Source organism: Rhodococcus sp. NPDC078407 (assembly GCF_044542515.1).
Classification (GTDB): Bacteria; Actinomycetota; Actinomycetes; order Mycobacteriales; family Mycobacteriaceae; genus Rhodococcoides.
Genome location: NZ_JBITUQ010000024.1, coordinates 55,140 through 78,920 on the forward strand (window position 1 = coordinate 55,140; position 23,781 = coordinate 78,920).

24 protein-coding genes are annotated in these 23,781 nt (G+C 64.4%); 11 read left to right on the forward strand and 13 right to left on the reverse strand.

Translation table 11 applies throughout. The annotated features are described in order from the left end of the window. The first annotated feature begins 34 nt into the window (after positions 1 to 34). Positions 35 to 652 (forward strand): alpha/beta hydrolase, encoded by a 618-nt coding sequence (locus ACIGGF_RS20690; RefSeq protein ID WP_397523031.1) that lies wholly within the window; start codon positions 35 to 37, stop codon positions 650 to 652. Between the two features lie 79 nt (positions 653 to 731). Here the strand turns inward: ACIGGF_RS20690 and ACIGGF_RS20695 are convergent, their stop codons facing one another. Beyond that, positions 732 to 2,519, reverse strand: a complete 1,788-nt coding sequence (locus ACIGGF_RS20695) for an AMP-dependent synthetase/ligase (RefSeq protein ID WP_397523032.1) — start codon at positions 2,517 to 2,519, stop codon at positions 732 to 734. A 279-nt stretch (positions 2,520 to 2,798) separates the two neighbouring features. Here ACIGGF_RS20695 and ACIGGF_RS20700 point away from each other — a divergent pair, with 279 nt between their 5' ends. From ACIGGF_RS20700 to ACIGGF_RS20715, 4 genes are all read left to right on the forward strand, one after another. Then, the gene (locus tag ACIGGF_RS20700) at positions 2,799 to 4,580 is read left to right on the forward strand and encodes a DEAD/DEAH box helicase (RefSeq protein ID WP_397523033.1); all 1,782 of its coding nucleotides are present in this window, start codon (positions 2,799 to 2,801) and stop codon (positions 4,578 to 4,580) included. Positions 4,581 to 4,671: 91 nt separating this feature from the next. Next, positions 4,672 to 5,172, forward strand: a complete 501-nt coding sequence (locus ACIGGF_RS20705; RefSeq protein ID WP_397523034.1) for a 2Fe-2S iron-sulfur cluster-binding protein — start codon at positions 4,672 to 4,674, stop codon at positions 5,170 to 5,172. Beyond that, positions 5,169 to 6,182: an FAD binding domain-containing protein gene (locus ACIGGF_RS20710; protein WP_397523035.1), complete on the forward strand. Its 1,014-nt coding sequence runs from the start codon at positions 5,169 to 5,171 to the stop codon at positions 6,180 to 6,182. Before ACIGGF_RS20705 ends, ACIGGF_RS20710 begins: the two co-directional genes overlap by 4 nt. Further along, positions 6,179 to 8,299: a xanthine dehydrogenase family protein molybdopterin-binding subunit gene (locus ACIGGF_RS20715; protein ID WP_397523036.1), complete on the forward strand. Its 2,121-nt coding sequence runs from the start codon at positions 6,179 to 6,181 to the stop codon at positions 8,297 to 8,299. Before ACIGGF_RS20710 ends, ACIGGF_RS20715 begins: the two co-directional genes overlap by 4 nt. Here the strand turns inward: ACIGGF_RS20715 and ACIGGF_RS20720 are convergent. From ACIGGF_RS20720 to ACIGGF_RS20735, 4 genes are read right to left on the reverse strand one after another with little or no spacing between them, the layout of a single operon-like run. After that, positions 8,296 to 9,042 carry an amino acid ABC transporter ATP-binding protein gene (locus tag ACIGGF_RS20720; RefSeq protein WP_397523037.1) on the reverse strand — a complete coding sequence of 249 codons (747 nt, stop codon included), beginning with the start codon at positions 9,040 to 9,042 and terminating at the stop codon, positions 8,296 to 8,298. The two genes, ACIGGF_RS20715 and ACIGGF_RS20720, sit on opposite strands and share 4 nt — an antisense overlap. Then, positions 9,039 to 10,529 carry an ABC transporter permease subunit gene (locus ACIGGF_RS20725; RefSeq protein WP_397523038.1) on the reverse strand — a complete coding sequence of 497 codons (1,491 nt, stop codon included), beginning with the start codon at positions 10,527 to 10,529 and terminating at the stop codon, positions 9,039 to 9,041. The genes ACIGGF_RS20720 and ACIGGF_RS20725 overlap by 4 nt, the downstream gene beginning before the upstream one ends. 39 nt (positions 10,530 to 10,568) lie before the next feature. Continuing rightward, positions 10,569 to 11,051, reverse strand: a complete 483-nt coding sequence (locus ACIGGF_RS20730) for a RidA family protein (protein WP_397523039.1) — start codon at positions 11,049 to 11,051, stop codon at positions 10,569 to 10,571. Between the two features lie 17 nt (positions 11,052 to 11,068). Further along, a complete protein-coding gene (locus tag ACIGGF_RS20735) occupies positions 11,069 to 11,623 on the reverse strand; it encodes a histidine phosphatase family protein (RefSeq protein ID WP_397523040.1) in 555 nt (184 codons plus the stop codon). Positions 11,624 to 11,701: 78 nt separating this feature from the next. On the opposite strand from ACIGGF_RS20735, the gene ACIGGF_RS20740 reads away from it, so the two are divergent. Next, complete coding sequence (locus tag ACIGGF_RS20740) at positions 11,702 to 12,877, forward strand: acyl-CoA dehydrogenase family protein (protein ID WP_397523041.1); 1,176 nt, start codon at positions 11,702 to 11,704, stop codon at positions 12,875 to 12,877. 16 nt (positions 12,878 to 12,893) lie between these two features. Then, positions 12,894 to 14,021 carry an acyl-CoA dehydrogenase family protein gene (locus ACIGGF_RS20745; protein WP_397523042.1) on the forward strand — a complete coding sequence of 376 codons (1,128 nt, stop codon included), beginning with the start codon at positions 12,894 to 12,896 and terminating at the stop codon, positions 14,019 to 14,021. Between the two features lie 70 nt (positions 14,022 to 14,091). Here the strand turns inward: ACIGGF_RS20745 and ACIGGF_RS20750 are convergent, their stop codons facing one another. Further along, complete coding sequence (locus ACIGGF_RS20750) at positions 14,092 to 14,901, reverse strand: alpha/beta fold hydrolase (protein ID WP_397523043.1); 810 nt, start codon at positions 14,899 to 14,901, stop codon at positions 14,092 to 14,094. A 158-nt stretch (positions 14,902 to 15,059) separates the two neighbouring features. Between ACIGGF_RS20750 and ACIGGF_RS20755 the strand changes: the two genes are divergently transcribed. After that, entirely contained in the window at positions 15,060 to 15,971 is a 912-nt protein-coding gene (locus tag ACIGGF_RS20755) for a phosphodiesterase (protein WP_397523055.1), read from the forward strand. Here the strand turns inward: ACIGGF_RS20755 and ACIGGF_RS20760 are convergent. From ACIGGF_RS20760 to ACIGGF_RS20770, 3 genes are all read right to left on the reverse strand, one after another. Continuing rightward, positions 15,968 to 17,467 carry a stealth family protein gene (locus tag ACIGGF_RS20760; protein ID WP_397523044.1) on the reverse strand — a complete coding sequence of 500 codons (1,500 nt, stop codon included), beginning with the start codon at positions 17,465 to 17,467 and terminating at the stop codon, positions 15,968 to 15,970. The genes ACIGGF_RS20755 and ACIGGF_RS20760 overlap by 4 nt on opposite strands. 153 nt (positions 17,468 to 17,620) lie before the next feature. Next, positions 17,621 to 17,983: a VanZ family protein gene (locus tag ACIGGF_RS20765; RefSeq protein WP_397523045.1), complete on the reverse strand. Its 363-nt coding sequence runs from the start codon at positions 17,981 to 17,983 to the stop codon at positions 17,621 to 17,623. A 9-nt stretch (positions 17,984 to 17,992) separates the two neighbouring features. Further along, a complete protein-coding gene (locus ACIGGF_RS20770; protein ID WP_397523046.1) occupies positions 17,993 to 18,661 on the reverse strand; it encodes a class I SAM-dependent methyltransferase in 669 nt (222 codons plus the stop codon). An 84-nt stretch (positions 18,662 to 18,745) separates the two neighbouring features. Here ACIGGF_RS20770 and ACIGGF_RS20775 point away from each other — a divergent pair, with 84 nt between their 5' ends. Next, on the forward strand, positions 18,746 to 19,219 hold the full coding sequence (locus tag ACIGGF_RS20775; RefSeq protein ID WP_397523047.1) for a phosphoribosyltransferase: 474 nt from the start codon (positions 18,746 to 18,748) through the stop codon (positions 19,217 to 19,219). An 11-nt stretch (positions 19,220 to 19,230) separates the two neighbouring features. Here ACIGGF_RS20775 and ACIGGF_RS20780 read toward each other — a convergent pair whose 3' ends face one another. Then, complete coding sequence (locus ACIGGF_RS20780) at positions 19,231 to 20,265, reverse strand: NADPH:quinone reductase (RefSeq protein WP_397523048.1); 1,035 nt, start codon at positions 20,263 to 20,265, stop codon at positions 19,231 to 19,233. A gap of 99 nt (positions 20,266 to 20,364) precedes the next feature. Between ACIGGF_RS20780 and ACIGGF_RS20785 the strand changes: the two genes are divergently transcribed. Then, the gene (locus tag ACIGGF_RS20785) at positions 20,365 to 20,874 is read left to right on the forward strand and encodes a DinB family protein (protein WP_397523049.1); all 510 of its coding nucleotides are present in this window, start codon (positions 20,365 to 20,367) and stop codon (positions 20,872 to 20,874) included. On the opposite strand, the gene ACIGGF_RS20790 is transcribed toward ACIGGF_RS20785, so the two are convergent. Beyond that, a complete protein-coding gene (locus ACIGGF_RS20790; protein WP_397523050.1) occupies positions 20,865 to 21,359 on the reverse strand; it encodes an SRPBCC family protein in 495 nt (164 codons plus the stop codon). The two genes, ACIGGF_RS20785 and ACIGGF_RS20790, sit on opposite strands and share 10 nt — an antisense overlap. Further along, positions 21,356 to 22,180 (reverse strand): SDR family NAD(P)-dependent oxidoreductase, encoded by an 825-nt coding sequence (locus ACIGGF_RS20795; protein ID WP_397523051.1) that lies wholly within the window; start codon positions 22,178 to 22,180, stop codon positions 21,356 to 21,358. Before ACIGGF_RS20795 ends, ACIGGF_RS20790 begins: the two co-directional genes overlap by 4 nt. 99 nt (positions 22,181 to 22,279) lie before the next feature. Between ACIGGF_RS20795 and ACIGGF_RS20800 the strand changes: the two genes are divergently transcribed. After that, positions 22,280 to 23,341: an iron-siderophore ABC transporter substrate-binding protein gene (locus ACIGGF_RS20800; protein ID WP_397523052.1), complete on the forward strand. Its 1,062-nt coding sequence runs from the start codon at positions 22,280 to 22,282 to the stop codon at positions 23,339 to 23,341. A 135-nt stretch (positions 23,342 to 23,476) separates the two neighbouring features. On the opposite strand, the gene ACIGGF_RS20805 is transcribed toward ACIGGF_RS20800, so the two are convergent. Further along, positions 23,477 to 23,689, reverse strand: a complete 213-nt coding sequence (locus tag ACIGGF_RS20805) for an HNH endonuclease signature motif containing protein (protein ID WP_397523056.1) — start codon at positions 23,687 to 23,689, stop codon at positions 23,477 to 23,479. Positions 23,690 to 23,781: the final 92 nt, after the last annotated feature.

Sequence of the window (23,781 nt, forward strand, 5' to 3'; positions counted from 1 at the left end):
CGCGGATGCCGACGGGAGGAGGCAAAATGATCGAATGCCATTTTTCGACGGAGCCACCGGCGCGGTCCACTACCGAAACTGGACCGTTCCCGACGCACGTTTCGGTCTCGTGTTTCTGCACGGTCTCGGCCAGAACAGCGGTCACTATCACCGATTCGCCCGGGTTCTGAACGGACGCGGAGTGGACGTGTGGGCGGTCGATCATGTCGGTCACGGTTTGACGGAAGGGGAGTTGACCGACGCGGCTCAGATCCCGGGCCTCGCGCAGAATGCGCTGCAGCTGCTCGACATCGCCGAGGCCGAGCACCCCGAATTGTCGTTCGCGCTGATGGGTCACTCACTCGGTGCGGCGACGGCCATCGCAGCACTCGGTGCCCATCCGCAGGCCGTGCAGTGCGCCGTGCTGTGCGGCACCCCCAAGTCCGTGACCGGTGCGTCCGACGACCTCTCCGACAACGTGATTCCGATCCTCGCCGTGCACGGTGTCGACGACCGCTTGGCACCCATCGACGCGGTGCGCGAGTGGATCGGCAGTGTGCCCGACGCGTCCCTGCGCGAGTTCGACGACGGTGGCCACGACCTGCTGCACGAGAAGATCCACCTTCAGGTGACGACGGCGGTCGCGGAGTTCCTCGACGATCACATGTCCTGATTTGTGAACCGAGCCTGATTCGCGAATCGAGAAAGGGCCCGGCGTGATGTACACGCCGGGCCCTTTGTCGTCGAACGATCTACGAGTAGATCGCCTCGATGTCGCTGCCACGCTCGGCGTGGATGATGTTGCGCTTGAGCTTCATCGTCGGGGTCAGCTCGCCGGTCTCGACGGTGAAGTCGTTCTCGAGGATCGTGTACTTCTTGATCTGCTCGGGGTTCGAGACCTTCTTGTTGGCCTCGGCGACGGCCTTGTCGATCTCGGCGACGAGGTCGGCGTTCTTCGACAGCTCCGAGAACGGGATGTCCTTGGAGAGGTTGTGGCGTTCGAGCCAGCCCGGCATCGCCTCGGGATCGAGGGTGATCAGGGCACCGATGAACGGCTTGGCATCGCCGACGACGAGGCACTGGCTGATGATCGCGTTGGCGCGCAGGGCGTCCTCGAGTACCGCGGGGGCGACGTTCTTGCCGCCCGCAGTGACGATGATTTCCTTCTTGCGGCCGGTGATCGAGACGTAGCCTTCCTGGTCGATGGCACCGAGGTCGCCGGTGTGGAACCAGCCGTCGACGATGGCTTCGGCGGTGGCCTTCTCGTTGTGCCAGTATCCGCTGAACACAACCGGTCCCTTGAGCAGCAGTTCGCCGTCCTCGGCGACCTTGACCGAGTGGCCGTCGATGGGCTTGCCGACGGTACCGACGCGCTGTTCCTTGGTGGTGTTGACGGTGACGGCCGCGCTGGTCTCGGTCAGTCCGTAGCCCTCGTAGACCGGGACGCCTGCGCCGCGGAAGAAGTGGCCCAGACGCGCGCCGAGCGGTCCGCCGCCGGACACTGCGCGAGTGCAGTTGCCGCCGAGAGCAGCGCGCAGCTTGGAGTAGACGAGCTTGTCGAACACCGTGTGCTTGAGCTTGAGGGCCAGGCCGGCTCCGCCCTTCTCCTGGGCCTCGCTCCACTCGATGGCCGTCGCGGCGGCCTTGTCGAAGATGCTGCCCTTGCCGCCGTCGTGCGCCTTCTGCTTGGCCGAGTTGTAGACCTTTTCGAACACGCGCGGCACCGAGAGGATGAAGTCGGGCTTGAAGACGGCGAACTGGTCCACCAGCGTCGTCACGTCGGAAGTGTGTCCGACGGTGACCTTGGACTCGAAGGAGCCGAAGGACACGGCGCGGGCGAACACGTGCGCCATCGGGAGGAACATCAACGTGCGATTGCCCTCCTTCATCGAGTCGTGCAGCGCGATCTGGGTGGCCTGCACTTCGGCGTAGAAGTTCGCGTGGGTCAACTGCACGCCCTTGGGGCGTCCGGTGGTGCCCGAGGTGTAGATGAGGGTGGCGGGCGAGGCCGCGGTCACCTGGTGTCGGCGGGCATGGACGTCCTCGTCGCTGACGCTCGCACCACGGGTGGTCAGCTCGTCGATGGCCCCGGCGTCGATCTGCAGCACCTCGCGCAGATCCTGGGCACCCTCGGTGACCTCCTTGAGGTTCGAGGCATGTGCCGCAGTTTCGACGACGAGCATCTTCGTCGCCGAGTCCTCGAGAATCCACTGGGCCTGATCGGCCGAGGAGGTCTCGTAGATCGCGACGGTGCAGCCGCCTGCGGTCCAGATGGCGTAGTCGAAGACGACCCACTCGTACCGCGTCGCGCTGAGGATGGCGACCCGGTCACCGAGTTCGATGCCCGATGCGATCAGGCCCTTGGCGACGGCGGTGACCTCCTGGGCGAACTGGCCCGCCGTCACGTCGGTCCAGGTGCCGTTCACGAGTCGCTGGAACGGTACGAGATTCGGCGATTCCTTCTCGTACCGGAAGACGGTTTCGGCCATGGATGCGTCGTCAGGAATGGTGAACGACGCCGGCACAGAATATTCGCGCACTGCTGGACCCCTTACGGAAAAATAGCGTGGTAGTTGTGCATTTCATCACACCCCAGTCCGTAACGCACCACCGAGGGTGTCCGGTTTGTGAATTTCTGGGCCGACTCAGGGCGAGTTGAGTGTGACTCGGAGTACAACCTAACCTCATCCGGACCGTCGTCGCCGCCAGGTGGTGTCTGTGAGCCGTCTCGCACGAGAGGTCCTGTGGTCGCCGGTTTCGTCACCTGATCAGCGCAGAAGGGGTCGCCGGGGCCCGGCAGGTACTAAACTCGGCGACATATGAGCACTTCAGAATCTGATCAGGATGCCGCCGTGACGTCTGACGAGACGAGTTCGCCCCCTCCCGTCCCAGAGGGTGACGACATCACCTTCGCCGACCTCGGAATCGACGAGCGGGTCCTGAAGGCCCTGCGCGACGTCGGGTACGAGAGCCCGTCGCCCATTCAGGCCGCCACCATCCCGCCGTTGATGTCCGGCAACGACGTCGTGGGCCTCGCGCAGACCGGCACCGGCAAGACCGCCGCGTTCGCCGTGCCGATCCTGTCCCGACTCGACGTCTCACGCCGGGTACCGCAGGCGCTGGTGCTGGCGCCGACCCGCGAGCTCGCGCTGCAGGTCGCCGAGGCGTTCGGCAAGTACGCCACGCACATTCCGGGTCTGCACATCCTGCCCATCTACGGCGGCCAGGCCTACGGCATTCAGCTGTCCGGTCTGCGCAAGGGTGCCCAGATCATCGTCGGCACCCCCGGCCGCGTCATCGATCACCTCGAGAAGGGCACTCTCGACCTGTCCGGCCTCGAGTACCTCGTGCTCGACGAGGCCGACGAGATGCTCAAGATGGGCTTCCAGGAGGACGTCGAGCGCATCCTCTCCGATACTCCGGAGTACAAGCAGGTCGCGTTGTTCTCGGCCACGATGCCGGCCGCGATCCGCAAGATCTCCAAGCAGTACCTGCACGACCCGGTGGAGATCACCGTCAAGACCAAGACGTCGACGGCACCGAACATCACGCAGCGCTACGTCCAGGTGGCACATCAGCGCAAGCTCGAAGCGCTCACTCGAGTCTTCGAGGTCGAAGAGTTCGAGGCCATGATCATGTTCGTGCGCACCAAGCAGGCCACCGAAGAGCTCGCCGAGAAGCTGCGCGCACGGGGCTTCTCCGCCGCCGCGATCAACGGCGACATCGTGCAGGCCCAGCGTGAGCGCACCATCGGCCAGCTCAAGAACGGCCAGATCGACATTCTGGTGGCCACCGATGTGGCGGCTCGTGGTCTCGACGTCGACCGGATCTCGCACGTCATCAATTACGACATCCCGCACGACACCGAGTCCTACGTGCACCGCATCGGCCGCACCGGCCGCGCGGGTCGCGCCGGGCAGGCTCTGCTGTTCGTCGCGCCCCGGGAGCGTCACCTGCTCAAGGCCATCGAGCGTGCGACGCGCCAGCCCATCACGGAAATGCAGCTCCCCAGCGTCGACGACGTCAATGCGCAGCGCGTGACGAAGTTCAAGAACTCGATCACCGAGAGTCTCGGTAACGAGAATCTGGCACTGTTCCGCCGCCTCATCGAGGACTACGAGCGCGAGCACGACGTGCCCTTGGTCGACATCGCTGCAGCGCTGGCCATCCAGTCCCGCGACGGCGAAGCGTTCCTGTTGAAGCCGGAGCCGCCTGCCCCGCCGCGGGCACCCCGCGAGCCTCGGGAGCCGCGCCCACCGCGGACGTTCGACGAGGATGCGGCCAGCTCGCACCATCGCAAGACCGGCCAGGAGATGGCGACGTACCGCATCAGCGTCGGCAAGCGGCATCACGTTGCTCCGGGGGCCATCGTCGGTGCCATCGCCAACGAGGGCGGTCTGCGTCGAAGCGACTTCGGGCACATCAGCATTCGCCCCGACCATTCGCTGGTCGAGTTGCCGGCCGATCTCGCCGACGAGACGGTCGAGGCGTTGCGCCGTACTCGTATCAGTGGCGTGCTCATCCAGCTGCAGCCCGATTCCGGTCCTCCCGGACGCAGTGGCGGTCCGCGCGGCGGCGGAAAGTTCAAGGGAAGGCGTTAGCGCGCACGTGCATACAAGTTCGTAGTGGACTACGAGTTTCTATGCACGACCCCGGCGTTTGACGGCAAAAGCCCCGGGTATGTGACCGAGCATGAGCCACGTCACACTCCGGGTCAACGGGGCCGATCGCGAGATCGACTGCGACATCCGAACCACTCTGCTGGACGCACTCCGCGAAAACCTCGATCTGGTCGGGGCCAAGAAGGGGTGCGATCACGGGCAGTGCGGTGCCTGCACCGTTCTGGTCGACGGCCGCCGTATCAACAGTTGCCTCTCATTCGCCGTTGCGCAGAGCGGACGTGAAATCACCACGGTGGAGGGACTGGCCGACGGCGACACGTTGCATCCCGTGCAGCAGGCCTTCGTCGATCGGGACGCATTTCAGTGCGGGTACTGCACATCGGGGCAGATCTGCTCCGCCGTCGCAGTGATCGAGGAGGCGAAGCAGGGCTGGCCGAGCGCGGTCACCGAGGACCTCGAGGCCACCGATGTCGAACTCGATTCCGGCGAAGTGCGAGAGCGTATGAGCGGCAATCTGTGTCGCTGTGGTGCCTATGCCAACATCGTTCCCGCAGTGCAGGACGCGTCATGAGGACATTCGAGTATCGCACCGCCACTGCGATCGACGACGCCCTCGAACGCCTCGCGGGGGACGAGAATGCGATGCTGCTCGGCGGCGGCACCAATCTGGTCGACTTGATGAAGCTGGGCGTGGCCGCTCCGTCCGAGCTGATCGATGTGACGCGATTGCCGCTGCACGACATCGATGTCGCCGACGACGGTTCGCTGCGGATCGGCTCCGGGGTGTCCAACAGCGACCTTGCGGTGCATCCGATTGTCCGCCAGCGATATCCGGTGCTCTCGCGGGCGGTGTTGTCCGGGGCCTCCGGCCAACTGCGCAACATGGCGACCACCGGCGGCAACCTGTTCCAGCGCGCCCGATGTGTGTACTTCATGGACGCGTCCAAGCCGTGCAACAAGCGCGAACCCGGTTCGGGCTGCCCGGCGCGCACCGGAGAACATCGCAACCTGGCCATCCTCGGCGCGTCGGACGCCTGCGTGGCGACGCATCCCTCGGACATGGCCGTCGCGCTGTCTGCTCTGGACGCGCGCATCGTCGTCCGCGGTGTCGATGGTGAGCGGACACTCGAACTGGACGAGTTCTATCGGCTGCCCGGCGACGATCCGACGCGGGACAACACGATCGCCCGGGACGAGATTGTCACGGCTATCGAGATTCCGAAGCCGGCCGACGGCACTGTGTCGACCTACCGGAAAGTTCGGGACAGGCAGTCGTACGCCTTCGCGGTGGCGTCCGTCGGTGCCGTGCTCGACGTCGAGGACGGAGTTGTCCGCGGGGTGTCGATCGCGTTGGGTGGCGTCGCGCACCGACCGTGGCGGGCCCGCACCGCAGAGCACGCACTACTCGGAACCGCCCCCGCCGAGGCGTCGTTCCGGGCTGCGATCACTCAGGAGCTGCACGCCGCAGAGCCATTGCGAGACAACGCGTTCAAAGTCCCACTGGTCACGAATCTGGTGACGCGCACGCTGACGGAATTGGCAGCGCAGGGTACCCACGACGAACTGGGGGATCGTTCATGACCGCATCGATCGGGCAATCGATTCAGCGTACGGAGTCCGTCGACAAGGTCACCGGCCGAGCCCGCTACGCCGTGGAGCAGCCGCCGGTCACCGGGCAGTTGTACGCCTGGCACGTGCCCGCGACGGTTCCCGTCGGGATTGTCGAACACGTCCAACTCGACAACGGGGCTTCCAGCGATCCATCGGTGCACGCGGTTCTGTGGCACGGCAATGCCGAAAAGCTGGGTGACGTCGAAGACGCCGAACTGCATGTCCTGCAGTCGGATTCCGTCGCCTATCGAGGCCAGGTCGTGGCCGTCGTGGTCGCGGATACGCTGCAGGCTGCGCGAGACGCCGCGGGCCGCATACACGTGCGGTATCGAGATGTGCGCGAGCCGGACAACACGTTGACCGCTCACCACGATTCGCTGTACGCACCGGAGACCGTCAACGCCGGTTTCCCCACCGACGTCACCGTCGGAGATGTCGACGCGGCGCTGAAGACGGCCGATCACGTTGTCGATCAGTGGTATTCGACCGCCCCGATGCACAACAGTCCGATGGAGCCCCACGCAACCACGGCGCAGTGGTCCGACGGTGTATTGACGGTCTGGGACTCGACGCAGGCACCGTCGGGTGTGCAGGCAGATCTCGCCTCGGCGTTCGGTCTGGAGACCGAGAACGTGCGAGTCGTGGCCGAGAACGTGGGCGGCGGCTTCGGATCCAAGGGTAGTACTCGGTCCAACGCGGTGCTCGCTGCCATGGCTGCGCGGCGCACCGGGCGGACGGTGAAATTGGCCTTGCCCAGACAGGCGTTGTTCGATGTTGTCGGATACCGGACGCCGACGATCAATCATGTTCGGTTGGGCTGCGATTCGGAGGGGACGCTGCAGGCCATCGCCCATGACTCCTTTCAGCAGACCAGCACGATCTTCGAGTTCTGCGAGCAGACCTCGGAGTCGACTCGGCACATCTACGCCTCGCCCAACATCACTACTACTCACCGGCTCGCTGCCCTGGACGTCGGCACCCCACGGTGGATGCGAGCTCCGGGCGAAGCGCCCGGCATCTTCGTCCTCGAGACGGCAATGGACGAATTGGCCGCCGCCACCGGAATCGACCCGATCGAGCTTCGCATCCGCAACGAGCCCGACGTCGATCCCGCAAGCGGAAACCCGTTCAGTTCACGCAGTCTCGTGGAGTGCCTGCGAACAGGTGCCGAGCAGTTCGGCTGGGATCGGCGTGATGCGGTACCGGGTCAGCGCCGGGAAGGAAACACGTTGGTGGGAATGGGCGTCGCCACGGCCAGCTATCCGGTACTGATCTCGCCGAGTTCGGCGTCCGCGCGGGTTCTCGACGATGGCACGATCACGGTGTCCGTCGCGGCGTCCGACATCGGAACCGGCGCGCGCACGGTGCTGCGGCAGATTGCCGCCGATGCGCTCGAAGTCGACGCGGGTGCCGTCGTACTCGAACTGGGGGACAGCGCATTGCCGACCGCCCCCGGTGCCGGTGGCTCCTCGGGCACTTCGTCCTGGGGCTGGGCTGTCACCAAAGCGTGCCGCGCATTGCGAGACCAGGGTGGGTACCGGCCTGGAAACAGGGCGGAAACCGATACGACCGAGGACGTCGACAACCAGAAGGAACTGGCGCGCATGGCCTTCGGTGCCCAGTTCGCCGAGGTGGGGGTCGACATCGACACCGGCGAGGTCCGGGTACGCAGAATGCTGGGTGTGTTCGGTATCGGCGCGGTGATGAATCCACGGCTGGCCAGATCTCAGCTCATCGGCGGTATGACCTTCGGGCTCGGCATGGCGTTGATGGAGAACGGCATCACCGATCACGAGTTCGGCGGTTTCGCCAACCATGACCTGGCCGAGTATCATATTCCGGCGTGCGCCGACGTCACCGACATCGAGGCCGTATGGATCGAGGAGGTCGACACAGAGCTTGCTCCCATGGGCGGTAAGGGAATCGGCGAGATCGGGACCGTCGGGTCCCCGGCAGCGATCGGCAACGCGGTCTACAACGCCACGGGCGTTCGTGTCCGCGATCTGCCGATCACGCTGGACAAAGTGCTGGAGCAGTGGAGTGATCAAGTGCCCCAGGCGGCACTTGACCACTCCACTGGCCGCTAGGCCAATATCCGCTGCAGGAACTGGCGGGTGCGGGGCTCGGTCGGATTCACCAACACCTGTTCGGGTGTGCCTCGTTCGAGGACGACGCCGTTCTCGATGAACAGCACCTGATCGGCGACCTGCTGAGCGAAGCGAATCTCGTGGGTGACGATCACCATCGTCCACCCCTGCGCGGCAAGCCCTTTGATGACGCCCAGCACTTCGCCGACGAGTTCGGGATCGAGAGCCGAGGTGGGCTCGTCGAACAACATCAGTTTGGGGCGCAGGGCGAGGGCTCGGGCGATACCGACGCGTTGCTGCTGGCCGCCGGAGAGCTGGAACGGGTACTGATCTGACTTGGCGTCGAGACCGATCTGGTCCAGGATCGCGTGAGCATCGCGGACGGCGTCGTCCTTGGCCCGTTTCTGCACGATCACCGGGCCCTCGATGATGTTCTGCAGCACCGTCTTGTGCGGAAACAGGTTGTGGCTCTGGAACACCATGCCGCTCTGCGCGCGGAAGTGACGCAGTCGGGCGGCGTCGACGGGTTCGGCGAAATTCACCGACACGTCCCCGATGCGGATGACGCCCGCGTCGGCCTGATCGAGTGCGTTCAGTGTGCGTAGCACCGTGGTCTTGCCGGACCCGGACGGCCCGATGATGACGGTGACGGTGCCGGACGGCACGGTGAACGAGATGTCCTTCAGCACGTCGAGCGAACCGAACGACTTCTTCAGAGCGGATACTTCCAGCAGGTCTGTCATTTCGCCACGTACCTGTCGAGTCGGACTTCGAGCTTGCCTTGGAAGAACGAGAGAACGATGCAGATTGCCCAGTAGTACAGCGCTGCAACGGTGTATAGGGTGAAGAAGTCGAATGTCGGTGCCGCCGCCAGCTGTGCGACGCGCAGTAGTTCGGTCACCAGAATGGTCGATGCGAGCGACGTGTCCTTCACCAGCGATATCAACGTGTTCGACAACGGCGGCACCGCGGTACGCAGTGCCTGCGGAAGCACGATGCGCTGCAACGTGGTTCGGTATCCCATTCCGATGGTCTGAGCGGCTTCCCACTGGCCCTTGGGCACGCTCAGAATCGCGGCACGGATCACCTCGGCCGCGTAGCCACCGACGTTCAGCGAGAACGCGACCACCGCGGCCGGGAACGGCGAAATCACGATGCCGAACTGAGGTAGGCCGTAGAAGATGATGAAGAGCTGCAGCAGCAGGGGAGTGCCGCGAATGATCGAGACGTAGAACCGGGCCACGGCGGCAAGCGGTGTGATCGACGAGATGCGGGCCAATGCAACCGCGAGCGCGATGACGAGCCCGATCACGAAGCTGATGGCAGTCAGCGGAATGGTCATGGTGACCGTGGCCTTCAGCATCGGCCACAGGTTATCCAGTACCAACTGCATCTTCGACGGTGCCGTCGACGTTGCGTCGTCGCTCTCCGGAACGACGGTGTCGTCCGTCGGTGCGGCGACGTCGCTACCGAAGTACTTGTTCGAGATCTCGGCGATGGTGCCGTTCTCACGCAGCGTGTCGATGGCGGTGTCGACCTCGTCCATCAGTCCGCTGTTCTTGCGGGCCGCGAAGGATTGCAGTGTCGTGTCGCCGGTCTCGCCGGCGATCTTCACGCCGGTGTCGCCGGTCTGCTGCAAGTATTCGGCGATCGCGAGGGAGTCGTTGACGGTGGCGTCGACGCGGCCGTCCTTGACGAGGGTGACCGCTTGGACGAATCCCTCGACGGCTTCGACATTCGCGCCGGCATTCGCGGCGACCTCGGCCCAGTTGCTCGTCGACGACTGGGCGGTGGTCTTGCCGGCCAGGTCGGCCAAACTCGAAATCGTGGAGTCGTTTGCGGCAGTGAGGATCTGACCTTCCGACACCGTGTAGGGGGTGGACAGGTCGTACGCCGATTGCCGGGCCGGGGTGATCGAGACCTGGTTGGCGATGAGGTCGAAGCGTTGGGATTGCAGGCCGGCGAAGATCGAGTCGAACGGCGTCTGCACGAAGTCGACGCGTACCCCCAGTTCCGCGCCCACGGCGTTGATCACGTCGATGTCGTACCCGGTGAGCTGTCCGTCGTCGCCTTGATAGCTGAACGGGCTGTAGGTGCCCTCGGTGCCGACCACCAGCACACCGTCGTCGCGAATGCGATCCAGCAGCGACTGCGAGGACGCACTGCATCCGGACAACCCCAGTACGGCGATCAGCATCGCGACCAGAGCAAGAGTAGATCTGCGCACCATCCGCGCCTGCTTTCACCGTGACTACGAGTGCTCCGAAACCTACCCGTCGATCTCCAACTCCGCTGACACCACCACGGCGTTGTTCATCGGCAGCGCTGCCACGCCGAGTGCGGTGCGCGCGTGGGCACCGACCTCGGGTCCGAAGATGGCCAGCACCAGATCGGAGAAGCCGTTGACGACCGTCGTGGTCTGAGTGAAGCCGTGGTCGGCATTGACCGACCCGGTGACGGTCAGCCATGCGCTGATGCGGTCCAGATCGCCGATGGCGCGGGCGAGGCTGCCCACGACAGCGAGGGCGGTGTCACGCGCGGCATCGGTGGCGGCGTCGAGACTCACCTGCGACGGAACGGCACCGAACGGGCCTGCCAGGGTGCCGTCCGGTGCCAACGGAGAATGCCCCGAGACGAATACCCGGTTGCCGCGCACGCGCACCCAGTCGAAGGAGAAGTCGAAACCAGGCGGTGCGGTCGGTTCGCCGGGCAACTCGAAGCCCAGTTCGGTGATGCGACGTTCGATCTCCATGGACGAAAATCCTCCTGTCAGACCGCGACACCGTTGATGGTGCGAACAGTCCAGCGAGAACCGTCGTGTTCGAGGGTGGAGACGCCGGCGTTGAGAATGCGGGGGGAGTGCCGGCGCCTGATCGCGTCGAAGATGGCGCGAATGACGCCGCCGTGCGCCACGGCGATCACCGCCGAGTCGGGGTAGCGCGCGGCGATCTCGTCGACGGCGCGCACGCCGCGCACGATCAGGTTCGATCGCGGCTCCAAGCCCGGGTACTTGCCGTTAGGCCAGTGCGAGTACGCGTCCCAGTCGGTGAATCCCTCGGCCTCGCCGAAGTGCCGTTCGGCCAGATCGGGGAACTCGGCGGTCCGTGTCAGGCCCAGATGTGCGCCGATGATGTCGGCTGTTTCCGCTGCTCGGACGAGCGGTGAGCTGACCAGGTGGTCCCATGTTCGGTACTCGAGTTCGTAGCCCGCTTCGCGGGCCTGAGCGCGTCCGGTGTCGTTGAGAGGTATGTCCGAAGAGCCCTGCAGACGCCCGTGCAGGTTCCAGTTCGTTTCACCGTGCCGAACCAGTGCCAGAAGAGTCATAGTGAGCGGAGAATATCCCAGAGTTACCAGGGAGTACGGTCGATACGAAGATACGCGAACGAGCTTGGAGGATTGTCGATGAATCTTGCCCTCACAGAAGAAGAGGCCGCGTTCCGTGACGAGATGCGGACGTTCTTCACCACGAAGATCCCTGCCGAGATTCGCGAGAAGAACGCGACGGGTCAGGAGCTGAGCAAGGACGAAGTGGTGACGACCATGCGAATCCTGAACGAGAACGGCCTGGCGGTACCGCACTGGCCTGTGGAGTTCGGCGGACGCGACTGGACCGCAGTGCAGCGTCACATCTGGCTCGACGAAATGCAGTTGGCTTCGGTACCCGAGCCGCTGGCGTTCAACGCCTCGATGGTCGGCCCGGTCATTGCGACCTTCGGCTCCCAGGAGGTCAAGGAGAAGTTCCTGCCCAAGACCGCGAACCTGGACATCTGGTGGTGCCAGGGCTTCTCCGAGCCAGAGGCCGGATCGGACCTGGCGTCGTTGCGCACCACCGCTATTCGAGACGGTGACGACTACATCGTCAACGGTCAGAAGACGTGGACCACGCTCGGCCAGTACGCCGACTGGATCTTCGCGCTCGTACGCACCAATCCGGACGCGCCGAAGAAGCAGGCCGGAATCTCGTTCCTGCTGATCGATCTGGACACCCCCGGCATCGAGATGCGTCCCATCAAGCTGGTCGACGGCAGCGTGGAGGTCAACGAGGTCTTCTTCGAGAACGTCCGCGTCCCGGCGGAGAACCTCGTGGGCGAGGAGAACCAGGGCTGGAGCTACGCCAAGTTCCTGCTGGGTAACGAGCGCACCGGCGTCGCCCGCGCCGGCCACACCAAAGTGCGCCTGGGGCAGGCCAAGAAGCACGCCGCGCAGACGAAGGTCGGCACCGGCACGCTGCTCGAGGATCCCTTGTTCGCTGCAAAGATGGCCGAGGTGGAGAACGAACTGCTCGCCCTCGAGCTGACGCAGCTGCGCATGGTCAAAGATTCGGACGACGGTAAGCCGAACCCGGCGTCGTCCATCCTCAAGATGCGGGGATCGGAACTGCAGCAGGCCACCACCGAATTGCTGATGGACATCGCCGGGCCAGACTCGCTGCCTTACGAGGCGGGCGAGGACATCGAGAGCGACGGATGGGCACAGCGATCCGTGCCGAACTACCTCAACTACCGCAAGGTCTCGATCTACGGTGGCTCGAACGAGGTTCAGCGCACCATCATCGCCTCGGCGATCCTCGGACTGTAAGGGAGCATCTGAAGACATGGATTTCGAACTCAACGAAGAGCAGAAGCTGCTGCGCGACACCACTCGTGAGGTGCTCGCCCGGGCCTACGACACCGAGAAGCGCAACAAGGTCGTTGCCGGCGAGCTCGGCTGGAGCACGGACGTCTGGAAGCAGTTGGCCGAGGTCGGTCTGCTCGGGCTGACGTTCAGCGAGGAAGACGGCGGCATGGACGCCGGTCCAGTGGAGATCATGGCGGTGATGACCGAGGTCGGACGACGGCTCGCACCGGAACCGATTCTCGACGCCGTTCTCGTCCCCGGCGGGTTGATCTCCGAGCTCGGCAGTGCCGAGCAGCGGACGCGGCTGCTGCCGCCGGTGGCCGAGGGGTCGTCGATGTTGGCGTTCGCGCACAACGAACCCGGCAGCCGCTGGCCCAACATCGACGTCGCGACCTCTGCCACCGAGGACGGCGGGTCGTGGTCGATCAACGGCGTGAAGAACCCGGTGCCGCACGGCGGTAGCGCAGACATGATCGTCGTCAGTGCCACCCTCCCCACCGGTGGAACGGGACTGTTCGTCGTCGATGCCGACGCGACCGGACTCACGCGTAAGTCGTACGCCACCCACGACGGGCAGCGCGCCGCGCAGATCGAATTCGTCGACGTCGCAGCAGAACCGCTCGGCACCGCCGAGAACGCGGCGGCAGCGATCACCGGTGCCGAGGTGCGTGCTCAGGCCGCGCTGTGCGCCGAGGCAGTCGGTGCCATGGAGGAGTCGCTGCGGCTGACCACCGATTACCTCAAGGCGCGCAAGCAGTTCGGGGTTCCGCTGGCCAAGTTCCAGGCGCTCACCTTCCGTGCCGCCGACATGTACGTGTTGCTCGAACTCGCCCGCAGCATGAGTCTCTACGCCACCATGTCGTTGTCCGACGGCACCGTCGATCCGACCATTGCGTCGCGCGCGAAGCTGCAGATCTCGCGGTCCGGGCGCAAGATCGGTCAGGAGGCCATTCAGCTGCACGGCGGAATCGGCGTCACGGCCGAATATCCGGTCGGGCACTACACCAGTCGACTGGTGGCCATCGAGCACACCCTCGGCGGAGCCGACGAGCACCTGCGCATCCTCGCCTCGAAGGTCGCAGATCACGATCTCATCGGGATCTGACTCTCCGAGAAGACGCCTCGGGCCCGGCCACCATCGACGGTGGCCGGGCCCGAGGTCGTTTCGCGAGGCGTCAGCTGCCCGAATCCGCATCGGCGACAAGGTCGGCCACGGCGGTGGGGTTCGAGACCAGGATCGCGTGCGAGCCCGGCACCTCGGTGACCTGAGCGCCCGCCCTCTGCGCCATGAAGCGCTCCGCCGAGGTGGGGATGATCTGATCCTGCTGGGGAATCAGAGCCCAGGACGGGGTGTCGGCCCAGGACGGCGGGCCGCTCGGCTCGAGCAGCGCACCGGCAGCGATCGTCTTCTGGTTCGCAGCCATCCGCGCGGCCTGCTCCTCGCTCAGGTCGGGCGCGAAGAACGTCCGGAACAGGGCGGGGGTGACGTACGAGTCGACGTTCTTGCCGATGATGTTCGACGCGTCGTCGACGATCGTGAGGCCGATCACCGGCGGTATCAACGCGGTCACCGGGAATCGGATGGGGTCCAGTTCGAGGGCAACGGGTTCGCCTTCGACGGGCATGAACGCGGCGACGTAGACCAGCGCCTCCACGTTGTCGGCATGCACGTTGCTGATGACGGTGCCGCCGTAGGAATGGCCGACCAGGATCACCGGCCCGTCGATGCTCTCGACGACATCGCTGACCGAGGCCGCGTCGATCGCAGGACCACGCAGCGAGTTGTCTGCGGTCACCACGTGGTAGCCGCGGCCACGTAGATTCTCGGCGACGCCGTCCCAGCTGCTGTTGTCGGCGAAGGCACCGTGCACGAGAACCACGGTCGGCAAGCCCTGAGCGGCCGCCGGAGCGACGCCGATACCGACCGCCGCGCCCACGGTCAGTGCTGCTGTCGTCAGAACTGCGGACCATGTCGGTTTTGTCATGATCTCAACCTGCCACACGCCATGAGTTCGTGCGGTGTTCACTGCGGAGATTCGACCAGCTTTCTCTCAGTGAACGCTCGTATGCTTGGGTTGCACCAGTGGCGTTTGCCCGGCCGGGTGATCGTGAAATCGAAGGTCCGATCGTGAGCGAGAGTTCGATGAAGTCTCGGATGGCCGAGTACCCACGTCCCCACCACTGCTTACTGCACGTCAGCGATACGCATCTCGTCGACGGCGGGGGTCGGTTGTACGGCGGCGTGGACAGTGAACTGCGGCTCGAGCAGGTGATGACCGACGTACGCAATTCGGGTGTGCGACCCGATGCGTTGGTGTTCACCGGTGATCTGACCGACAAGGGCGAGCCGGGCGCATACGATAAGCTGCGAGCGTTGGTCGAGCCGGTGGCCGAGGAACTCGGCGCGCAGATCGTGTGGGCGATGGGCAATCATGACGACCGCGCGACCTTCCGTCAGAAGCTGCTCGACGCCGAACCGACCGGGCAGTCCATCGACCGGGTGCACGACGTCGACGGCCTCCGAATCGTCACGCTCGACACCACGGTGCCAGGACGCCATCATGGCGAGCTCGGCGACGAACAATTGGCTTGGCTGGCAGACACTCTCGCGACACCCGCAGAGTTCGGCACGATTCTCGCGATGCATCATCCGCCGGTACCGACCGTGCTCGATCTCGCGGTGCTCGTCGAACTGATCGATCAGCCGCGGTTGGCTGACGTGCTCCGCGGAACGGATGTGCGGTCGATTCTTGCTGGGCACCTTCATTATTCGACCACGGCCACGTTCGCCGGTATCCCCGTCTCGGTGGCGTCGGCCACGTGCTACACCCAAGATCTCAACGTGCCGGCCGGCGGATTACGCGGACGGGACGGCGCTCAGGGCTACAACCTGGTTCACGTCTACGACGACACCATCGTGCATTCGGTGGTGCCGACAGGCTCGTACGACACTGTGGGAGAGGCAGTGTCGGCCGATGAGACAGCGCGCAGGCTCAGCGAAGCGGGGGTCACCATCGCAGACAGTGCTCGCCGAAAGACCTTCAGCGACGCCTAGCGCTGTTCGCGTTCCCAGGGCGCGACGATGGGAAAGTACTTGTCCAGGAACTGCGTCACGGTGCGAGTGCGCAGATCCAGGTCCACCTCGGGGAAGCTGCCATCGTTGAGGCAGAAGAAGTCGACAGACCGCTTGGGAAGCAGTTTTTCCATCGCGTCGAGTCCCGCCACGGTGGTGGTGTCGATGTACCGGACCTTGGCGTCCTTCTGGACCACTGCGCGCCCACTCATCAGCGCGTAGTAGTGGTACAGAGAATTCGTCACCGAGATGTTGGTGCTCGCGCGGAAGGCGCTCGCCGCGGTCGACGCGAACTCGTCCGGAAATTCGTTCTCCATCTCCTGCATCACGCTGCGCCGCAGCGGTGTTGCGGCGTGTTCGAGATGTCGGGTGGTGGTCATCCCGAATCGGTCCTGCAGGATGCGACGGTTCACTCGTGCCGCGTTCTCGAAGCCGCTTCGGTCGGCGTCGCTGTAGCCCAGGCCGATTCGGGTCGTCGCCTCGATGAACATGCTGATTCCACCGGGGGAGAAGAACATCGACGGACTCACCGGGCGGCCGAAGAACATGTCGTCGTTGGAGTACAGGAAGTGCTCGGACAAGCCGGGGATGTGATGCAGCTGGCTCTCGACGGCCTGCGAATTGTGAGTCGGCAGAACGGAGGTGTCGACGAAGAACGCCTCGCTCGGCACGAAGGTCACCTTCGGATGGTCGGCGAGCCAGGCCGGTCTCGACGAGTCGGTGGCCACGAAGATGCGCCTGATCCACGGTGCGTACAGGTGGATCGATCGCAGCGCGTACTTCAGCTCGTCGATCTGGCGGTAGCGAGCCGCTGAATCGTCACCTTCGCCGACCACGTAGTTCGCCATGCGGCGCGCGCGTTGAGCCTGAAATTCGGCGGAGGAGCCGTCGACCCAGGAGAAGACGATGTCGATGTCGAAATTGATGTCCGACGCGTGGTCGGCGAACATGTTCTCGATGGTCGGCCAGGTTCGTCCGAAGCGTTCGACGGTTCCGCGCACTGCCTCGTCGGGCCGGATGTTCCGGCGCGTCAGGGAGTTCTCGATCGGCAGCACGATCTCGGACGGGGAGAACGACCACAGTTCGATCTGCACCGCGGTCGACGCGCCGTAGTACAACCCGCTGAACGGCTCGACTCGCGGCCGGTACAGGCGCACGATGCGCGCGTTCGCGGACGGCGAGAGTGCGCCGTCGGCTACGAGCACCGCCTTTCCGCGGGCATCGACGGTCTTGGAGTAGAACGGCTCGGCGCGGCAGGCGTGCGCCAGCGCAGTGGTCAGTGCGTCACGGGCCGCGAGCTCGATGGCAATGACGGGTCGTTCGTCGTTACCGCGCACCAGCAGGTACTTGATGCGTGCGGCGTCGAGCACGGCACGGACGAACAACAGATCCTCGACCATCGCCTGGTGCGGGGTCGTGGAGGTGATGGTCAGTGCGTAGCGGCCGTCGTGGCTGACCACGTCGGAGCGTTCGCTCAATCGCGCTGCGGACGCTGCTGATTCTCGGGTGACGGCATCGTTGGTCTCGTGCTCCGGTGGAACGAGGTAGATATCGTGCGGGGCAGAAGACGAGGTGATGACGTTCCTTCCGGAGTGTGCGCGCTGGCCGAGGTACCTCGGTGCTCGGTCAGTCTAGTGCAGGTCCGGGGCTTTTCTGACGCGCTGCGGTAGAACCCGGTTCGCTGCGAGGAGGCCCGCGACAACGCCCGCGGCGTCGGCGAGAGCATCGATGACCGATCCGGATCGTCCCAGGGGCAGGATCGCCTGCAGGAACTCCGAGAGCGCCGCGAACAGCAGCACCCAGAGTGCGGTTCCGACCCAGCCGATCTCGGCGAGCCGGGACGTGTACGCGAGGGCCGCGAACAGTACGAAGTGGATGATCTTGTCGCTGTGCTCGAACCCCGAGGGCACTCCCGAGGCGGGCGTGAACAGCACGATCAGCGCGACGACCAAGGTGACGGCGAGGGGAATCCGATACGTCGACTGCGAGAGCACCGCTCTAGTTTACCGGCGCTGCAGCACCACCACGGTGTCGGTGCGCTCGTCGCCGTCCGGCGTCGTGCGGGCGCGGTGCTCGGCGTGAATCACCTCGAACCCGTCGCCCGCCGCAGCGACGACCGGCTCCGGCGCGAACAGTCGGTGCTTGGCCGGGTGCTGCGATGCGTGGCTGTCGCTGGGGCTGTGGCCGACGATCAGAAGACGCCCGTTCGGCGCGACAGCCGCGGCGAACCTGCGGGTGGTCAGTTCCAATTCGTCCGGGGGCACCTGGAGGAAGTGCACCGACACCAGATCGAAGGCCTCCACCGGGGGAGTCCAGTCCAGAACATCTTCCTGTCGCCAGTCCACGGTGAGTGTCTGCGTGTCCAGTGCCTGGTGTGCTGCGCGAGCGCGGCCGAGTGCGACATCGGAAATGTCGACGCCGGTCACGTTCCAGCCCTGACCGGCCAGCCACAGTGAGTCGGCACCTTCGCCGCAACCGATGTCCAGGGCGCGGCCGGGAGTCAGCTTCGAGGCTTCCTGAACCAACACGGCGTTGGGATTCCCACTCCAGATGGTGGTGCGCTGGCTGTAGAGGTCGTCCCAGAACGCCTCGTCGAAGGTGCCGTTCTCGAAATCCGGTTCTGCGTGGGTCCGGTCCGCGGAATGGGTATGTGCGTGCGTGTGTTCGGCCATGGTTCGAGACTGCACGCTATTGCTCGCGGGCGCAAACATTTTTGCTCGATCGGCAAAAGTGGGTTCTGAGTAGAGTGGTCCTCCATGACCGAACCGGAACGCGAAGTGCTGACGTGGGAGACCTTCGGAGATGCCTCGCGCGAGCTGACCAAGAAGATCGTGGACGACGGGTTCGTTCCGGACATCGTCATCGCGATCGCTCGCGGCGGACTCATCCCTGCCGGTGCCATCTCCTACGCCATGGGCGTCAAGGCAGCAGGCACCCTCAATGTCGAGTTCTACTCCGACATCGAGGAGACGCTGCCCGATCCTGTTGTGCTCGAACCGCTTCTGGACACCGATGCGATCGTCGGCAAGAGGTTGCTCGTGGTCGACGACGTCGCCGATTCCGGACGCACCCTGGCTCTGGTGATCGACCTGTTGAAAGCGCATACGCTCGACGTGCGATCGGCCGTGATCTACACCAAGCCGAGAACCATTATGCAGCCGGACTACTCGTGGCGAGAGACCGACAAGTGGATCAACTTCCCATGGTCCACGTTGCCGGTCATCACCTGAGTCGACTCGTCTTACTGGTTGCTGACGTCGATCAGTACCTTGCCGACAGTTCCGTTCTCGACCGCGTCGTGTGCGGCAGCGGTCTCGCTCAGTGGGAAGCGGTGCAGTGGTAGGCCGGTGGCTTCACCCACCTCCAGTACACCTGCTGCTGCCGCCGCGCTGACGTCCGCCTCGGCGTTGCGTAGAGCGTCGTCGCCCACGGTGTAGAGCAGGACGAACTGGTAGCGGGTGTTGAGCACCATGTTCGGCCGAATGTCGAGGGAGATGGTGTCGCCCCCGTTGTTGGCGTAGACGGCAACCGATGCTCGGTTCGCTCCCACGGCCGCGTTGAGTGCGGCGTTCTGCGCGGGAGCGACCTCGACGATCAGATCGATTCCGTCGGGTACCAATTCGCGGATTTCGGCGGCTGCGTCGCCGGTCTTGTAGTTCACCACGTGGTGCGCGCCCGCAGCAGTGGCGAGAGCGCCCTTCTCCGGGCTGCTGACCGTCGTCACCACTGTCGCGCCGGCCCACCGCGCCAACTGGATCGCGGCATGGCCGACCGCACCTGCACCACCTGCGACGAGAACCGTCTTGCCCTCCAATGCGCCGGGATGCAAGCGCGACGGGCCGTCCTCGGAGACGGTCAATGCGCGGTGTGCCGTCATGGCGGGTACGCCGAGGCTCGCGCCCACGTCGAATCCGACCCCGTCGGGCAGTCGCACCACACGGTCGGCGGGAAGATTGGTGAACTGCTGCGCGGTGCCGGTCGGACGCTGATGCTGGGCCAGGTACACCCAGACTCGATCTCCGACAGCGAGTCCGTCCACGCCGGTGCCGACCGCATCGATCACTCCGGCACCGTCCTGGTTCGGAACCACCTCGTCGAAGGCAAGCTTTTCACCCGGACCTGACCCGGTTCGGTTCTTCCAGTCTGTCGGGTTGACGCCGGAGACCACGATGCGAACGCGCACTTCGCCTGCGGCGGGCTCGTTCACCTCGCGATCCTTCGGCTCGAGAACGGACGAATCGCCGGTGCGGGTGTACACAATTGCTGGAGCAGTCATATGCAGTTCAACGCGCCCGGCCCGCCTCGATGTTCCCGGTCCGTGTCATCGGGGTATGTATGAATAGTTATTTGTTGCCGGAGGAGAGATGGACTTTCGATGAATCACAACGACTTGCTCACCGACGCGTTCGGCCGGATCAAAGAACTCGTCCATTCGGTGTTGGACGAAATCCCAACTCCGGCGTTGACCGATCGACCCGATTCCGAAGCCAACAGCATCGCGTGGTTGCTCTGGCACCTGACTAGGGTGCAGGACGATCACATTGCGGGAGTGGCCGGGAGCGAGCAGGTCTGGACCTCGGACTCGTGGTTCGAGCGCTTCGATCTGCCCTTCGACCGATCCGATATCGGATACGGGCAGTCGTCGTCCGACGTCGCCGAGGTTGCCTCCAGTGCTGAGCTTCTCCGTGAATACCACGACGCCGTGCACTCGAAAACCATTGCGTACCTGAGCAATATCTCGACCGACGATCTGGACAGGATCGTCGACGAGAACTGGGACCCGCCGGTCACGCTGGGAGCGCGGTTGGTGTCGGTGGTGTCCGACGACCTGCAGCATGCCGGGCAGGCCTCGTACGTTCTCGGCCTGTATACCCGTCAGGCGTAGAGCTTCTGCAGGTTCTCCAGCGTCTTGCGGATGTTGCGGCGCTGGAACTGTGGGAACGTCTTGCCGCTGGTGACGATCTTGTCGAACACCAGTGCCAGGGCGTTGGGCCACTTGGTGCGGTCGTCGGTCCAGGTCTCGGAGACTTTCGTACCGCCCTCTACCGGCTGAAAGTCGTAGCGCCACGTTGCGTTCGCGCCCTTGATCTTCGGCGCGCTCTTCCCGATGGCGTGGACGCGAAACTCGAAGGTCTTGCCGCGGTCGGCCGCGGTGACGGTGCAGCGGGTGACCCACGTAGCCCGGCCCCGCTTGTTGGTTCCGTCGAACACCATTCCCACGTAAGCACTTTCGCGAGGCTCGTGGACCGTTGCTCCGGTGTTCTCGGGGCTCCATTCGCCCGTTCGGGTGGGGTCGCTGATCGCGTCGTACAGCGTGTTCGCGTCGGAGTTGATCACGATGCTGTCGGATACGACGAATTCGCGCTTCACGAGGACGCGCCGTTCTTCAGGCCCGGGTGGATTCGAGTGAGCATCGGAACCAACAAGGTTCGCGGAGTGATCTGCGCAAAGATCGATCCGATGCGGTTTGCGGGTCCTGGGATCGACACCATTCGGCCTTTACTCATATCGTCGACGGCTGTCTTGGCCACCGTTTCCGCAGACACCCACATGATCGATGGAAGTGCCTTTTCGGCATCGTCTTTGGCAAAGCCGGCAGCTTCCCCGAAACCTGTCTGCACCGGCCCGGGACACAGCGCGGTGGCGGTCACGCCAGTTCCCCGAAGTTCACCGGTCAAAGACTGCGTATAGGAGAGCACGAACGCCTTGCATGCGCCGTATCCGGCTTGTCCCGGCAGCGGTTGAAACGCGGCGGTCGAGGCCACGTTCAGCAGTGATCCGCTGCGTCGCTGGATCATGCCGGGAAGGAAGCGGATACAGAGGTCCGCGACGGCAACCACGTCGACCTCGATCATGTTCATTTCCGCGTCCGGATCGGATTCTGCGACCGGCCCGAGAGTGGAGAGCCCGGCGTTGTTGATCAGCACGTCCGGAATGAGGCCGAGATCGGTGATGCGGCCGAGCAACTCGGCGCGCGCAGTGCGATCGGAGAGGTCTGCGGCCAACACCTCGGCACGGACGCCACGTGCGCGAATCTCGTTCGCAAGCTCGTCCAACTTGTCGGCGCGCCGGGCTACGAGGGTGACGCCGTGGCCTCTCGACGCGAGTTCGCGGGCAATGGCGGCTCCAATGCCCGAGGATGCTCCGGTGACGACAGCTGTCCGATCGGGGGCAGGACGAGGAAGGCTCATGGACCCACCGTAGCGAATGTCCGCTACGCAGCGCATTTGAGAGTCGGCAGAGGTTAGCCTACTCTTACTTCGACGTCCCCTCGCTGGCGAAAGGTTGCCATGTTCTCTGTCTCATCGGCCGGTCGACGGACCGTCCACCGTACGACTCTGTTGTCTGCGCTGGCCGTCTCGGCCCTGGTGGTCGGCGCGTGTTCGAGTCCCGATACCGCCGAGGAGCAACAGGCCACCGGTGACTTCGCTGCCGTGACGATCGATTCGGCTCTGGGGCAGGCCGTCATCACCGAGAAGCCCGAACGCATCGTGACTCTCGGGCAGGGTTCGGCCGAGACGGCGATCGCACTGGGCACCGTGCCGGTCGGCGTCGAAGAGTATTCATGGGGTGCCGACGACACCGGTTATCTACCGTGGGTGCACGATGCCGTCACGGACTTGGGGGCCGAGCTGCCCGAACAGTTCATCGGTGGAACCGAACTCGACATCGAAGCGGTTGCCGCACTCGAACCGGATCTGATCTTGGCCCCGTGGTCAGGGGTGACGCAGGATCAGTTCGACAAGATGAGTGCGTTCGCCCCGGTGGTCGCCTACGAGGAACAGCCGTGGACCACGACCTGGAAGGACCAGATCACCGTCATCGGCAAGGCCATGGGGGAGGAAGGGAAGGCAGCCGAGGAGATCGCCAAGATCGAGAGCCGTTTCGCCGACGCCTCCGCCCAGCATCCCGAGTACGCGGACGTGACCTTCTCGTACATCTACAACACCGGCCCCGCGACACTCGGGGTGTTCCTCGCTGACGAGCAGCGAGTTGCGATGGTGCGCGGTCTCGGGCTGCAGGTAGATCCGGTGGTGAACACTCTCGACGAGACCGAAGGGACCGACTCGTCGGTCATCGGTTTGGAGAACGCGAATCTGCTGAACGATTCGGACCTGATCTTCACTTTCTACTCGGATCCGCAGAACCGCACCGACACCGAGAATCAGCCTGCGTATCAGCAGATCCCGGCAATCTCTCGGGGATCCGTGGTTGCGCCGACAGATCAGTCGTTCGTTACCGGGTCGTCCATCATCAACCCGCTGACCGTGCCGTGGGCTCTCGAGCGCTATGTGCCGATGATCGACGAGGCTGTTGCAAAGGTCGACGCCGGCACGTCGTCGACCAATTGAGCGGAGCGTAGAAGAAACAAGACGGGCCGACCTCAGGCGACGGCACTCTCGAGTCGCTCGATCAACCTGTTGAACAACCTCTTCCAGCCCCGCACCGTGTTCTCGGTGCGGGGCTGGACTGTTTTTTGCGCGCGCCTAGGCGATGTGCGGGCCTGCTCTGGCGTGTGATTGTCGGGGTTGTCGGTAGGGGTCGACGGTGGCGGGCGGTACGAACCAGGGGTGTTGATCGGCACCGATGAACACTTCCCAGTCGCTGTGATGGATGAGTCGGTGGTGGAAGCTGCAGAGCAGGACGAGGTTGTTCATGTCGGTGGGGCCGCCGTCGGTCCAGTGCCGAATATGGTGCAATGCCATTAAGTTAGCCGAAACGATAAAGCGACACGCGGTGTAGATGCGCATTTTAAGTTGCGTGTTTCGTAGAATTTATTGGTGGACGAAAT

Bases quoted from the DNA above. Each gene is read 5' to 3' on its own strand.
- ACIGGF_RS20690 (WP_397523031.1), top strand. From the start codon at position 35: ATGCCATTTTTCGACGGAGCCACCGGCGCGGTCCACTACCGAAACTGG.
- ACIGGF_RS20700 (WP_397523033.1), top strand. From the start codon at position 2,799: ATGAGCACTTCAGAATCTGATCAGGATGCCGCCGTGACGTCTGACGAG.
- ACIGGF_RS20705 (WP_397523034.1), top strand. From the start codon at position 4,672: ATGAGCCACGTCACACTCCGGGTCAACGGGGCCGATCGCGAGATCGAC.
- ACIGGF_RS20710 (WP_397523035.1), top strand. From the start codon at position 5,169: ATGAGGACATTCGAGTATCGCACCGCCACTGCGATCGACGACGCCCTC.
- ACIGGF_RS20715 (WP_397523036.1), top strand. From the start codon at position 6,179: ATGACCGCATCGATCGGGCAATCGATTCAGCGTACGGAGTCCGTCGAC.
- ACIGGF_RS20720 (WP_397523037.1), bottom strand. From the start codon at position 9,042: ATGACAGACCTGCTGGAAGTATCCGCTCTGAAGAAGTCGTTCGGTTCG.
- ACIGGF_RS20725 (WP_397523038.1), bottom strand. From the start codon at position 10,529: ATGGTGCGCAGATCTACTCTTGCTCTGGTCGCGATGCTGATCGCCGTA.
- ACIGGF_RS20730 (WP_397523039.1), bottom strand. From the start codon at position 11,051: ATGGAGATCGAACGTCGCATCACCGAACTGGGCTTCGAGTTGCCCGGC.
- ACIGGF_RS20735 (WP_397523040.1), bottom strand. From the start codon at position 11,623: ATGACTCTTCTGGCACTGGTTCGGCACGGTGAAACGAACTGGAACCTG.
- ACIGGF_RS20740 (WP_397523041.1), top strand. From the start codon at position 11,702: ATGAATCTTGCCCTCACAGAAGAAGAGGCCGCGTTCCGTGACGAGATG.
- ACIGGF_RS20745 (WP_397523042.1), top strand. From the start codon at position 12,894: ATGGATTTCGAACTCAACGAAGAGCAGAAGCTGCTGCGCGACACCACT.
- ACIGGF_RS20750 (WP_397523043.1), bottom strand. From the start codon at position 14,901: ATGACAAAACCGACATGGTCCGCAGTTCTGACGACAGCAGCACTGACC.
- ACIGGF_RS20755 (WP_397523055.1), top strand. From the start codon at position 15,060: ATGAAGTCTCGGATGGCCGAGTACCCACGTCCCCACCACTGCTTACTG.
- ACIGGF_RS20770 (WP_397523046.1), bottom strand. From the start codon at position 18,661: ATGGCCGAACACACGCACGCACATACCCATTCCGCGGACCGGACCCAC.
- ACIGGF_RS20775 (WP_397523047.1), top strand. From the start codon at position 18,746: ATGACCGAACCGGAACGCGAAGTGCTGACGTGGGAGACCTTCGGAGAT.
- ACIGGF_RS20780 (WP_397523048.1), bottom strand. From the start codon at position 20,265: ATGACTGCTCCAGCAATTGTGTACACCCGCACCGGCGATTCGTCCGTT.
- ACIGGF_RS20785 (WP_397523049.1), top strand. From the start codon at position 20,365: ATGAATCACAACGACTTGCTCACCGACGCGTTCGGCCGGATCAAAGAA.
- ACIGGF_RS20795 (WP_397523051.1), bottom strand. From the start codon at position 22,180: ATGAGCCTTCCTCGTCCTGCCCCCGATCGGACAGCTGTCGTCACCGGA.
- ACIGGF_RS20800 (WP_397523052.1), top strand. From the start codon at position 22,280: ATGTTCTCTGTCTCATCGGCCGGTCGACGGACCGTCCACCGTACGACT.